We start from the raw sequence: 12,351 nt of genomic DNA, 5'->3' as shown, positions 1-12,351 counted from the left end.
ACTGCACAAAAGGAAGCTCCATGCGCTGGTCGCGCTTACGCCAATGGGCCATCAGTTTGCCCGCTGCCCTGCTGGCTGCTCTGGTACTGATTGGTATCAACGAGCTCAGCTACACGCGCTCCAGCGAGTCTTTGCAGAACCTGACGATCACGTTCCAAACCCGCACCACGCTTGACAAGCTGATGCAGCAAATCGCCCTGGCCGAGGGCAATGTGCGCGGCTACCTGCTCTCGGGCGACGAGCAACACATTGAGAACTTTCAGCAAGCCAGCACCAATGTGAACAATGCTGTAGATGAGCTGCGAGCCATTTACAGTCTGTTTCCGGAAGACCTGCAAACCTCGTCCCTGCTCGGGCGCGAAATCGCCAAGCGGCTCAACGAAATGGAGCTGAGCCTGCAGATGCGCAAAAAGGGCTACAGCGACGCCTTGCAATACATGGTCAACAACCCGGAGAGCAAGGCCTCGATGGACCTGGTGCGCCGCCTCGGCGACGAACTCATCACCCACAGCTATGAGCGCCGCATGCACAACGAGGCCGAGATCATGCGCTCGCTGAAACTGGCGCGCATTGGCATCGCCATGGTCTGCGTTATCGGCCTGATCGCTTTTTACCTGTACCTGCGCCAATCGCACCAGCTGACCGAGCTGATGCGGCGCGAGCAAAAAATGCTGGAAGACGAGCGCGACCTGCTCGAACAACAGGTACGCCAGCGTACCGCTACCTTGGCCGAGCTGGCCACCCACTTGCAAGAGGTGCGCGAAGACGAGCGCGCCCATTTGGCACGCGAGCTGCACGACGAATTGGGCGCCCTGCTCACCGCAGCCAAGCTCGATGTGGCGCGCCTCAAATCCAAAATCGACATGGAGCAACCCGATGTGCGCGAGCGCATTCAGCACCTGATTGACACCCTCAACAGCGGCATCGCGCTCAAGCGCCGCATCATCGAAAACCTGCGTCCCTCCTCGCTCTCCAACCTGGGGCTGGCACCCCCGCTGGAGATTTTGGGCAAAGAATTCTCCGACAGCAGCAACGTGCTGGTCGAGCTGAACCTGGAGCCGATTGCGGTGCCCGAGAGCACGCAACTGGCCATCTACCGCCTGATCCAGGAATCGCTCACCAATATTGGCAAATACGCCAAGGCCAGCCACGTACAGATTCACTTGCAAAACTACCCCAGCCACATTGCCATCAAGGTGCGCGACGACGGCGTGGGCTTTGACACCAGCGCCATCAACCCGTCTTCGCACGGCCTCGCCGGCATGCGCCACCGCATTGAAGCGCTGGGTGGCAAACTCAAGCTGCAATCCGTCGCGGGCCAAGGCACCGTGGTCGAGGCAGTGCTGCCGCAGCCACTGGTGGCAGACACGGCCAACGCCGACACTTCGCCAGGCAGCGCCTGAAGCCGTACCTGACGTTTCCCAGCAGCACTGCAAGAATCTTCCTACACCCATATGCCGCCCTCACCGGCAAGGCTGAGCTTCACGACTCCGCAAAATCGACGCCATCGCACACTGAAGTGCATGCCTAAGGCAGACATTAAAGGAGTCATTCATGCTGCATTACGCTGTCGTGTTTCTGGTCATCGCCTTGATCGCCGCCGTCTTCGGTTTTGGTGGCATCGCTGCTGGAGCGGTGAGCATCGCCAAGATTCTGTTCTTCGTCTTTATCGTCCTGGCCGTCATCTCCTTCCTGATGGGATTGTTGAAGAAGTAGCGTCACCGCCAACTTGTAGCCGCAGTCACCAGGAGATACATTTGTATTGGGTGCGCAGGTCAACGTACACTGCGGTTTTGCCATTGAAACAAGAGAAAGGGCTCTTTATGAATACTGAGAAAGTCGCCAAGGACGCTGTGGACAAGGCTCAAGACGTGGCCAACGATGTGTTGGACGGTGCCGAACAAGCCGTAGACAAAACCCGCAAGGCCGTCTATTCGGCTGCCAACAAAGCCGAGCGCGCGATTGATGAATTTGGCAATGAAAAGCGCCTGTCCATCGACAGCATCGCCTCGCGCGCCCAAAGCGCTGCTGAGCGCGGCATCAACTATGCGGCCGACACCTCGCACCGTGCCCGCGAACAGTTCTACCGTGCACAAGAACGTGCCAACGAGTACGTGAGCGACCAACCCGGCAAGTCCATGGCCATTGCCATGGCTGCAGGTGCCGCGCTGGCTACGCTGGTCATCATGGCCACCCGCCGCCGCGACTGATTTCCCGCCGTCGGCATGCGAGGCCTGGGCTTGGCATGCAGCGGTTTTTTCGACCCACCCTTAATCAACCGAGGACATAACAAATGCAATTCTCTCGTGCTATCGCCATCGCCGCCATGGCTGGTGCCACTCTTGTCATCGCCACCGGCTGTTCCGTGGCCCGCAAGCAAGAAACCGTGGGTGAATACATCGACGGCTCCGCCGTGACCGCTGCCGTCAAGGCCAAATTGGCCGAAGACAAGGACACCGCTGCCACCTCGATCAATGTCAAGACCATTGATGGCGGCATCGTGCAACTGTCGGGCTTTGCCAAATCGCAACACGAAAAAGACCGCGCCGGCCAACTGGCCCGCGAAGTCAAAGGCGTGACCGAAGTGCGCAACAGCCTGGTGGTCAAGCAATAAGCCGGCCCAGCGCCCGCAAAGAACAGGCCCGTCGGGCCTGTTTTTTTATGCCCGTCACGCGGGTGTGGGAAGCTGACACCTGCTCTTGTCTGCTGCAAGACAGCTGTCTTTGCCTTCTCTTCGGTGCCGGTACACCGGACGAACTTCAAGACAATAACTCGCCTGCCTCGGGCAACACCCGGCCAGTTGCTGCACACCAGCAGCACAACGCCAACCAGAAAACAGCCCCGCAGCCGTTATGGCAAGCATTGCCAGCCACTTTGAAACAACATGCAGCCTCCCCGCTTACGCGCAAAGCGCCCACATCCGCTAAGCTTGCGCCATGCGTTTGTTCCATTGCGACCAATGCGGTCACATCGTATTTTTTGAGAGCGTACAGTGCGTGCACTGCGGCGCCATGCTCGCTTATCTGCCGGGTATCGACGATGTGAGCGCCATCGAACCGGTAGCGGCCGCAGCCAGCCTGGCCGAGCAGCAATACCATCGCCTGGGTGCCGCGCACCAGGCGGGGCAAACAGAGCAGTACTACCGCCTGTGCGCCAACCGCCTGCATTACCAGGCCTGCAATTTTGCGATTCCGGCGCAGGAAGAGCACCAGCTGTGCAGCGCCTGCCGGCAGACGCACATACTTCCGGACCTCTCGGTCGATGGCAACACTTTGCGCTGGCAAAAGCTGGAGACCGCCAAACGCCGTCTGTACTACAGCCTGGCCCGGCTCGGCCTGCACCCGGAACAGGCAGAAAGCTCGCCGCGCTACCACTTTCTGGCCGACCTGCCCGACCAGCCACCGGTGCTGACCGGCCATGCCAGCGGACTCATCACCATCAACATCGCCGAAGCCGACGACGACGAGCGCGCACGCCGGCGCCTGGCGCTGCATGAACCATACCGCACCCTGCTCGGCCACCTGCGCCATGAATCCGGCCATTTTTACTGGGACCAGCTGGTGCGCGATGGCGGCCAGCTCGACTCTTTCCGCCAGCTGTTTGGTGACGAGCGCCAGGATTACCAGCAGGCGCTGAACCACTACTACGAGCACCCGCTCAGCTATGAGCAGTGGAGCCCGCACTACGTCAGCGCCTACGCCAGCGCCCACCCGTGGGAGGACTGGGCCGAGTCCTGGGCGCACTACCTGCACATGGTCGATGTGCTGGAAACGGCCGCCACCTACCACACGCAGTTGGCCGTGCCAGAAAACGGCCAAACCAACGCGGCGCGCATCCAGGACCCGTTCACCGCACCGCAGCCGAGTTTTGACGACATGGTGACGCAGTGGGTGCCGGTCACCCTGCTGCTCAACAGCCTCAACCGCAGCCTGGGCCAGCAAGACGCTTACCCGTTTGTGCTGACAGGCGGTGCACTCCAAAAGCTGCGTTATGTGCACAACCTGGTGCGCAACGCAGCCTCGGGCATGCAACAAAACAACTACACCTCTCCAGCCAGTACCTGATGCCAACCCCTGCTCTGATTTTGCTTCCCGGCCTCGGCTGCGACGAACGCCTGTGGCTGCCCGTGCTGGAGCACTTGCCGCGTGGCCTGCGCACCGCCATCAGCCTGGCACACATGCACGAGGCCGAACACAGCATTGCCGAGATGGCGGCCCGCGTGCTGCGCAACAGTGAAGGGCCGCTGCTGCTTGCTGGCGCCTCGATGGGCGGCATCATCGCCATGGAAGTGGTGCGCCAGGCGCCCGAGCGGGTGGCTGGTCTGGTGCTTTGCGGCACCAATGCGCGGCCCGAAAACGATGCCATGCGCGAGCTGCGCGCCAGTGCCATCGAGATGTTCGAAGCCGGCGATTTTGCCGATCTGATCCGCGCCAACGTGGCCATGGCTTTTCACCCGGACAGCGCAGCCCGGCCCGAGTTGGTGCAGCATTACCTGGACATGGTGCTGTTTGCTGGCGGCGCGCAGCTGGCGCGGCAAAACCGGGTCATCTCGGCGCGGCCTGACGCACGCCAGCACCTGTCGCAATGCGCTTGCCCGGTACTGGTGCTGTGCGGCGACAGCGACCAGCTGACACCACCCGAATGCTCGCAGGAGATCGCTGATCTCATCCCGCACGCTGAGCTGCTGTGGATTGGCCGCTGCGGCCACATGCTGACCATGGAGCATCCACAAGCCGTGGCTGCCGCCATGCAACGCTGGTTGCAGCAGCACGGCTGGTTGGCTGAGTCGTAAGAGTGTGTGTGGCAGACGCATGCAGCCAGGTGCTGCGTCTGAAAGCGCTTATTCCTGCGCCTTGCGCTCGGCCACTTTCTTCATCAGCTTTTCGGCCACGTAGGGCGAGACAAACTTGTCCACCTCGCCACTGAGCATGGCGATCTCGCGCACAAACGTGCTGCTGATGAACTGGTAGCGCGTGCTGGGCGTCAGAAAAACGGCTTCCACATCGGGCATCAGCGAACGGTTCATGCCGGCCAGCTGAAACTCGTAATCAAAGTCGGTCACGGCGCGCAAGCCACGCACAATGGCGTTGCCGCCCTTGGCCACGACAAAGTCGCGCAACAGGCCCGAGTAACTGGCCACCTGAACGCTGGGGTAGTGCTTGACGGCTTCGCGTGCCATCTCCAGCCGCTCTTCGAGCGAGAACATGGTCTTTTTGTGGTGGCCCTCGGCGACCGCGACGATCACGTTGCCAAACAACTGGTAGGCGCGGCGCACCACGTCTTCGTGGCCCAAGGTCATGGGGTCAAAGGTGCCGGGGTAGATGGCCAAGGTCATGCTTGTCTCCTGCTGTCACTGCATAGCCGCGCCAGCCTGCCCGGCGCTCGCTGCAGCGCAGCATAAACGATTTCTGAAAACGCACCAGCGCAACCGCGCAAAGCTGTCGCGCAGGCGAAGCAGCTGCTCACAACTGGCGCAGCAAGTGCGCGTGCACAGCGCCGGCTTTCAGGTAGCGTTGCTGCACCAGGCCGAAAGGCGCCAAGCGCTCGTCGCTCCAGGCTTCGGGCGCTTCCAAGTAGATGAGGCCGCCTTCGGCCAGCGCCTTGGCCGCTGCCTTGAGCGACGCTTCAAACAGGCTGCCGCTGAAAGGCGGGTCGAGAAAAATCACATCCCAGCGCGAGCCCGCTTGCAAGGCTGCCAACGCATCGCCGCGTGCCACCTCTACCGTGGTGGCGCCCAGCTTTTGCACCAACTGCTTGAGTTGGGCTGCCAGTTGCTGGTCGGATTCGACCATGCGCACCTGCGCAGCGCCGCGCGATGCGGCTTCCAGCCCCAGTGCGCCGGTGCCGGCGAATGCATCCAAGCAGCGCCAACCGGCCAAATCCTGGCCCAGCCAGTTGAACAAGGTCTCGCGCACGCGGTCGGGCGTGGGGCGCAGGTCGGGCTTGGTCAGCACCGCGAGCTTGGTGCGCCGCCATTGGCCGCCGATGATACGGATCTCGCCTGCCGCCGTGCTGGCCACGCGGGCCGAGCGGCCAGCGCTGGCCGTTTTGCGCTCGGGCACAGCTGCTGCAGGCTGCGCGGCCAGCTTGCTGAGCTCGCGCAGTTGGCGTTCGTCTTTGATGGTGCTGCGGCCCATTATGGTTTGGCTCCCAAGACCAGGGTGACTTGTTTGTCGGGTTGCACCATGCGCGCCATGGCTTGGCGCACATCGTCCTTGCTCAGGGCTTCGACACGGTCCGTCCAGTGGTCCAGGTAGTCAAGCGGCAAGCCGTTCCAGGCGATATTGGTGACATTGCCCAGCAGCTTGGCATTGCTGTCCACGCGCAGGGCGAAGCCGCCAATCAGGTTGTCTTTGGCGTCGCGCAATTCCTTGTCGCTCGGGCCTTCGGCGATGTACTGGCGCAGCACTTCGCGCGTCACCTTCAGGGCTTCGGCCGCCTGGTCGGGCCGCGTTTGCAGGCCAATCTGGAAAGCACCTGCATCCAGCCCCGGATTGAAGGTGGAATACACGCCATACACCAAGCCGCGCTTCTCGCGCACCTCTTCCATCAGGCGCGAGGCAAAGCCGCCACCGCCCAGAATCTGGTTGCCCAGCATCACGGCCAGAAAATCCGGGTCGGCGCGGCGAATGCCGGGCTGGCCGATCAGCACCTGGGCCTGGGCCGAATCAAAGGGAATGCGGATCTCTTCGGCCTTGGCCAAAGGCTGCACCGCAGGCACGGCTGGCAGCGCAGCACATTGCGCAGCGGGCGTGGCCGGAATCTTGGCGAGCAGGCGCTTGACCAGAGCATCGGCCTGCGCCTTGTCCAGCGCACCGACCAAGGTCACCTTGGCGCGGCAAGCATCCACATAGCGCCCCAAATATTGCTGCATGGCGGCCGGGTTGATCTGTGCCAGCGTTGCCTCGGTGGCGCGTTGGCCATAAGGGTGCGTGCCAAACACGGCTTTGCTGAAAGCACGCGAAGCCACCACCTGCGGGCGCGTATTGCCTTCCTTGATGGCGGCGTTCCAGCGCTCGCGCTCACGCTGCCACACGGCCTCGTCGTAGCTGGGCTGCGCAATCTGGCGGGCCGCCAGATCTGCGGCCTTGCCCAGCAAGCTGGCGTCGGTCAGCGAGCGCAGCGAATAGCTCAGCGAATCGTTGCTGGCACCGGCCTGGAAATTGGCGCCCAAATCGGCCCAGGCTTCGCCCACGGCATTTTCGTCCAGCGCGGGCTGGGCACCATCGGCTTTTACGCCTTTGGCCACCATCAGCGCGGCCGCGCTGGCCAGGCCCGCTTGGGCGGCCGGATCGCGGCGGCTGCCCGCGTCGAAATTGATCTGCACGTCGACCATCGGGATCGTCGGACTGTTCACCAGCCAGACCTGGGCGCCACCGGCTTGCGTCCAGTGCTCGATGGGCAACAAGGCCCAGGCCGAGTGCGAAGCCAGCAGCGCCACCGCGCCGCCGATCAGGGATTTGTGTGTGGTGTTCAACATGGATTTGTCACCGTCTGCCGGCAGCCTGCGGCTGCCTGGGAAAAAAAAGATTGGGGTTGCGGTTGCCGCAGCATCAATGCACGGCGCCGTCCTTGCCTTGCGCCGCACTGCGCTTTTGCGCGGCGCGGTCGGCGTCGGTCAGAGGCTGGGGCAGCAAGGTGGCCACGGTCAGCTGGTCGTCGCCAAAATAGCGCGCCGCCACGTCTTGCACTTGGGCGCTGGTCACGGTTTTAAGCAGCGCCAGCATCTGGTCGTTCGCATCCAGCGGCAGGCCCAGTACCCAGTTCGAGCCCAGATCGTTGGCCTGGCCAAAGACCGAATCGCGCTCGTACACCGTCGATGCCTGCCACTGCGTGCGCACGCGCGCCAGTTCGGCTTCGCTCACGCCTTCTTTGGCAATGCGGGCCACTTCGGCGCGCAGCGCGTCTTCCACATCCTTGGCGGTTTTGCCTTGCGAAGGCACGCCGCCGAGCATGAAAACGGCCGGCCCGCGGCTGACCACGCTGGCGCCACTGAAAGCCGCATCGGCCACGCGGGTGGCGCCTTGCGTCAGGTTGCGGTCCAGCCGGGCGCCGTCGTAGCCGCTTAGCAGTTGCGACAGCATCATCAGCGCCATCGCATCTTTGTCGCTGGCATCGGGCTCGGTCAGCTTGCGCAGGCTCGGCGTTTTGAAACTCATCAGCACATAGGCCTGCTCGGCCGGTGCCTTGTATTCCACGCGGCGCATGCCCTTTTGCAACGGCTCGGGGCGCGGCTTGCGCTCGGGCAGCGCACGTTTGGGCATGCTGCCGTAGTATTTTTCAGCCAGCTGGCGCACTTTCTCGGGCTCTACATCGCCAGCCACCACCACCACCGCGTTCTCGGGCACATACCAAGCCTGGTGGAACTCGCGGGCGTCGTCGGGCTTCATCGAATCGAGATCGCCCATCCAGCCCACAACCGGGCGGCGGTAGGGCGAGGCCGTCCAGGTGACGGCGTTGAGCTGCTCCATCAGGCTGGAGCGCGGGTTGTCGTCGGTGCGCATGCGGCGCTCTTCCTTGATGACCTCGATCTCTTTCAGAAACTCGCTGTCGGGCCACTGGTTGTTGGCAAAGCGGTCTGATTCGAGCTGCATCACCGCTTCGAGCTTGTCAGCCGGAATCTGCTGGTAGTAGCCGGTGTAATCGCGGTTGGTGAAGGCGTTTTCCTGCCCGCCCAAGGCGGCCACCTTGCGCGAGAAATCGCCCGGCGGCACGGTTTTGGAGCCCTTGAACATCATGTGCTCCAGCACGTGGGCCAGGCCGGTGCGGCCATCGACCTCGTCCATGCTGCCCACGCGCACCCAGACCATGTGCACCGCAGTGGGCGCTCGCTTGTCGGGTTGCACCAGCAAAGTCATGCCGTTGGACAGCGTGAACTGCCGGACTGTGCTAGCCTGGGCGACGCTGGCCGAGGCCGGTTGAGACATGTTGGACGGCGTTGCAGCCAGTGCGGCCGAAGCCCCAGCGCCCAGGGAGGCCATCAAGGCCAGCGAAAGGATGGAACGTTTCATAGAATAGGCTGATTCTACGTAGCCCACAATGTTCAGTTTTTTCAAGAAAAAATCTCCTGCTGCTGACGCAGCACCCGCCACCCCGGCTCTGCCGGCGGCCGAGACCGATAACAAAACCGCTCCGGCCCCAGCGCCGGTGACCCCGGCTGCGACGACACCTGCGCCCGCCGCCGAGCCCGCCAAAACCGGCTGGTTGCGCAACACCTTTGGCATGGGCGGCAAGCCCGAAGCCGCTGCCGATGCAGCGCCTAAAAGCGCAGCAGCAGCCACCCAGCCAGCGCCTGTAGCTCCAATCACTATAGCACCCGAGCCCGCCAGCGATCGCGGCAGCTGGATGGACCGTCTCAAAAACGGCCTGCGCAAAACCGGCTCCAGCATTGCCACGGTTTTCACCGGCACCAAGATCGACGACCAGCTCTACGAAGAGCTGGAAGAGGCGCTGCTGATGGCTGACACCGGCGTCAAAGCCACCTTGCACTTGCTCGATGACCTCAAGCGCCGCGTCAAAGAGAGCAAAACCACCGATCCCGCCGCCGTCAAAGGCTTGCTGGCCGAGGCGCTGGCCGAGCTGCTGGCCCCGCTGGAAAAGCCTCTGGTCATCGGCGAGCACAGCCCCACGGTGATCATGGTCACCGGCGTCAACGGCGCGGGCAAAACCACCTCCATCGGCAAGCTCACCAAACACCTGGCCGACAGCCAGCAAAGCGTGCTGCTGGCGGCTGCCGACACCTTCCGCGCTGCAGCGCGCGAGCAATTGGGCGTCTGGGCCACGCGCAACACGGTCGAAATCATCAGCCAGGAAGGCGGCGACCCGGCCGCTGTCAGCTTTGACGCCGTCACCGCCGGCAAGGCCCGTGGCAAAGATGTGGTGCTGGTCGACACCGCCGGCCGCCTGCCCACCCAGTTGCACCTGATGGAAGAGCTGAAGAAGATCAAGCGCGTGGTCACCAAGGCCGACGACACGGCCCCGCATGAGGTGCTGCTGGTGATCGACGGCAACACCGGCCAGAACGCGCTCGCCCAGGTCAAGGCCTTTGACGACGCGCTGCAACTGACCGGCCTGATCGTCACCAAGCTCGACGGCACCGCCAAGGGCGGCGTGCTGGCCGCCATTGCGCAAGAGCGGCCCATTCCCGTCTATTTCATTGGTGTGGGCGAAAAGGTCGAAGACCTGGAAACCTTCCGCGCCAAGGAATTCGCCCAGGCCTTGCTGGCCTGAGCGCCTGTGTTGCCGGGGCGGCGGCCCCAGCGCCAAACTTCACACTTGCAGCGGCGCGGTCACCTCGCCAGCCACCCAGGCCGCATAGGCCGGGCTGGCTGCGCTCTCGCCCCACAGCCACTGCGGCAGCTTGTACGGATGGCGGCTGGCGAGCAGCTTTTGCAGTGCCGGGCGCTGCCCAGCCGTGGTTTTATAGGTAATGCGCCACTCTGCGCTGGTTTGCAACGCATTGTCCCACCAGTAGTACGACTGAATCGCCTCCACCTGGGCGCAGGCTGCCAGGCGCGCATGCACGCCAGCAGCCGCCAGCACGCGGGCGGACTCTTCGCTGTCTACGGTGGTTGCCAACCATGTCACCATGGCAGAGATACCGTCCGGGCTTGTCACAGGCAAAGCCATGTTGTCGATCTTTCTTTAAAACTACAAAATTGATAGCTTTCAGCGTTTGACTGAAAAGGCATTAGGGCGAATCAGCAGCAAAAACTGCGCGGCACCAGATACTGGCCAAAAACCCAGGAAGCGATGGAACTTTTCCTGCCAGCCTTGCTCCAACCCCACTATGAAGAACCAGTTCTCCACCACCGCAGGTCAGGCGCGCCCAAGCCTGTGTCAGCCATAGCCGATAAACCCGGCCGGCTGCAGCGCAGCAGCGGCGGGTAAAGAATCATAAAGCGCTTTTAAATTGATAGCTTTCATAGCTTTGAATACAAGCCTTCAACAGCATCTCAGCAGAAAAATCGATGGGCCAACAAGCCCGTCAGCTGGCAGGAACTCCCAGCCCACGTAGGGACTCCAACCAGTGTTACTATGCAACGCATAGACGAAAGGACTTCTAGCGTGACAACTCATACTGGAGCCGTATCCCCAAGCACCGCATTGGCTCCTGCAAACCCCTGGTCGCTCGTACCGCCACTGGGGAATCTCGATGCCTATATCTCTGCCGTCAACCGTATCCCGCTGCTCACCGCAGAGGAAGAACAGAACTACGCCCAAAAGCTCAAAGCCAATGGCGATGTCGATGCCGCCGGCCGTCTGGTGCTCTCGCACCTGCGCTTGGTCGTGTCGATTGCCCGCCAGTACATGGGCTATGGCCTGCCGCATGGCGACCTGATCCAGGAAGGCAATGTCGGCCTGATGAAAGCCGTCAAGCGCTTCGACCCCGATCAGGGCGTGCGCCTGGTGAGCTACGCCATGCACTGGATCAAGGCCGAAATCCACGAATACATTCTGAAGAACTGGCGCATGGTCAAGGTGGCCACCACCAAGAGCCAACGCAAGCTGTTCTTCAACCTGCGCTCGATGAAGCAAGGCTTCAAGGCCGAGGCCGGCATGGAAGACGGTGCCATGCACCGCGACACCCTGTCCGAGAGCGAGATCGACCAGATGGCCGAGCAGCTCAACGTCAAGCGCGAAGATGTGATCGAGATGGAAACCCGCCTGTCGGGTGGCGATGTGCTGCTGGATCCCAGCCCTTCGGACGACGGTGAACAGGCCTACGGCCCGATCGCCTACCTGGCCGATGCTTCGCACGAGCCCACCGCCATGCTGGAATCGCGCCAACGCGATTACCTGGCCACCGATGGCATCCAAGAAGCGCTTGCCACCTTGGACGAGCGCAGCCGCCACATTGTGGAAGAACGCTGGCTCAAGGTGAACGACGATGGCTCGGGCGGCATGACCCTGCACGACCTGGCTGCCGTCTACGGCGTCAGCGCCGAGCGCATCCGCCAGATCGAATCGGCCGCCATGAAGAAAATGCGCAAGGCCTTGGCCGAGTACGCATAAGCCTTCACCGCTTGAACAAAAACGCCGCAGCTTGCGGCGTTTTTTATTGGCACCTCCAAAGCGTACCCACTCCTACCGATACAAGCCCCCCTTAACAGGAGCGACTCTCGCAGGCTGTTGGCTGTTCAGGATGTCCCTCGCCACCCCTTTCAGCCAGCGCCTGCGATCGCAGCCAATACCGGCGGTTTGGCTGCCGCAGGACAGCCAAACTTCGTGCTCTGACTTGCGGCAGCTGTTTGACCGGAGCGCCTTGGCGCGAAGATACTGTCGTGCCCGTCAAGTACTTTGTTCGTGTAATTTCATATCAAATGCCTTTCTTGTTCGCAATATCGCAAA

13 protein-coding genes are annotated in these 12,351 nt (G+C 62.3%); 8 read left to right on the top strand and 5 right to left on the bottom strand.

The annotated features are described in order from the left end of the window. Positions 1 to 20: 20 nt before the first annotated feature. The 6 genes from ACFIQF_RS11855 (at position 21) to ACFIQF_RS11830 (ending at position 4,792) form a co-directional block, all read left to right on the top strand. A complete protein-coding gene (locus ACFIQF_RS11855; protein WP_393943037.1) occupies positions 21 to 1,403 on the top strand; it encodes a sensor histidine kinase in 1,383 nt (460 codons plus the stop codon). Between the two features lie 151 nt (positions 1,404 to 1,554). After that, the gene (locus tag ACFIQF_RS11850; protein ID WP_393943035.1) at positions 1,555 to 1,716 is read left to right on the top strand and encodes a DUF1328 domain-containing protein; all 162 of its coding nucleotides are present in this window, start codon (positions 1,555 to 1,557) and stop codon (positions 1,714 to 1,716) included. Between the two features lie 107 nt (positions 1,717 to 1,823). Beyond that, positions 1,824 to 2,210, top strand: coding sequence for a hypothetical protein (locus ACFIQF_RS11845; protein WP_393943034.1), 387 nt, complete (start codon positions 1,824 to 1,826; stop codon positions 2,208 to 2,210). A gap of 83 nt (positions 2,211 to 2,293) precedes the next feature. After that, entirely contained in the window at positions 2,294 to 2,614 is a 321-nt protein-coding gene (locus ACFIQF_RS11840; protein ID WP_393943032.1) for a BON domain-containing protein, read from the top strand. A 322-nt stretch (positions 2,615 to 2,936) separates the two neighbouring features. Then, the gene (locus ACFIQF_RS11835) at positions 2,937 to 4,064 is read left to right on the top strand and encodes a zinc-binding metallopeptidase family protein (protein ID WP_393943030.1); all 1,128 of its coding nucleotides are present in this window, start codon (positions 2,937 to 2,939) and stop codon (positions 4,062 to 4,064) included. Beyond that, positions 4,064 to 4,792 (top strand): alpha/beta fold hydrolase, encoded by a 729-nt coding sequence (locus tag ACFIQF_RS11830; RefSeq protein WP_393943028.1) that lies wholly within the window; start codon positions 4,064 to 4,066, stop codon positions 4,790 to 4,792. The genes ACFIQF_RS11835 and ACFIQF_RS11830 overlap by 1 nt, the downstream gene beginning before the upstream one ends. A 48-nt stretch (positions 4,793 to 4,840) precedes the next feature. Here the strand turns inward: ACFIQF_RS11830 and coaD are convergent, their stop codons facing one another. The 4 genes from coaD to ACFIQF_RS11810 form a co-directional block, all read right to left on the bottom strand. Next, positions 4,841 to 5,335 (bottom strand): pantetheine-phosphate adenylyltransferase, encoded by a 495-nt coding sequence (gene coaD / locus ACFIQF_RS11825; protein ID WP_393943026.1) that lies wholly within the window; start codon positions 5,333 to 5,335, stop codon positions 4,841 to 4,843. Between the two features lie 127 nt (positions 5,336 to 5,462). Then, on the bottom strand, positions 5,463 to 6,137 hold the full coding sequence (rsmD, locus tag ACFIQF_RS11820; protein ID WP_393943025.1) for a 16S rRNA (guanine(966)-N(2))-methyltransferase RsmD: 675 nt from the start codon (positions 6,135 to 6,137) through the stop codon (positions 5,463 to 5,465). After that, positions 6,137 to 7,480 (bottom strand): M16 family metallopeptidase, encoded by a 1,344-nt coding sequence (locus ACFIQF_RS11815; protein ID WP_393943024.1) that lies wholly within the window; start codon positions 7,478 to 7,480, stop codon positions 6,137 to 6,139. The genes rsmD and ACFIQF_RS11815 overlap by 1 nt, the downstream gene beginning before the upstream one ends. A 73-nt stretch (positions 7,481 to 7,553) precedes the next feature. Continuing rightward, positions 7,554 to 9,011: a M16 family metallopeptidase gene (locus tag ACFIQF_RS11810; protein ID WP_393943022.1), complete on the bottom strand. Its 1,458-nt coding sequence runs from the start codon at positions 9,009 to 9,011 to the stop codon at positions 7,554 to 7,556. 28 nt (positions 9,012 to 9,039) lie between these two features. Between ACFIQF_RS11810 and ftsY the strand changes: the two genes are divergently transcribed. Beyond that, on the top strand, positions 9,040 to 10,230 hold the full coding sequence (gene ftsY, locus ACFIQF_RS11805; protein ID WP_393943021.1) for a signal recognition particle-docking protein FtsY: 1,191 nt from the start codon (positions 9,040 to 9,042) through the stop codon (positions 10,228 to 10,230). 39 nt (positions 10,231 to 10,269) lie between these two features. Here ftsY and cutA read toward each other — a convergent pair whose 3' ends face one another. Next, positions 10,270 to 10,629 carry a divalent-cation tolerance protein CutA gene (cutA, locus tag ACFIQF_RS11800; RefSeq protein WP_393943020.1) on the bottom strand — a complete coding sequence of 120 codons (360 nt, stop codon included), beginning with the start codon at positions 10,627 to 10,629 and terminating at the stop codon, positions 10,270 to 10,272. Positions 10,630 to 11,037: 408 nt separating this feature from the next. On the opposite strand from cutA, the gene rpoH reads away from it, so the two are divergent. Next, on the top strand, positions 11,038 to 12,015 hold the full coding sequence (gene rpoH / locus ACFIQF_RS11795; protein WP_393943019.1) for an RNA polymerase sigma factor RpoH: 978 nt from the start codon (positions 11,038 to 11,040) through the stop codon (positions 12,013 to 12,015). The last annotated feature ends 336 nt before the right edge of the window (positions 12,016 to 12,351 follow it).

It is taken from the genome of Comamonas trifloxystrobinivorans, assembly GCF_043359985.1.
Lineage (GTDB): Bacteria > Pseudomonadota > Gammaproteobacteria > Burkholderiales > Burkholderiaceae_C > Comamonas > Comamonas trifloxystrobinivorans.
Note: the sequence above shows the minus strand (reverse complement) of the source record. Positions and strands in the feature narration are given on the sequence as shown.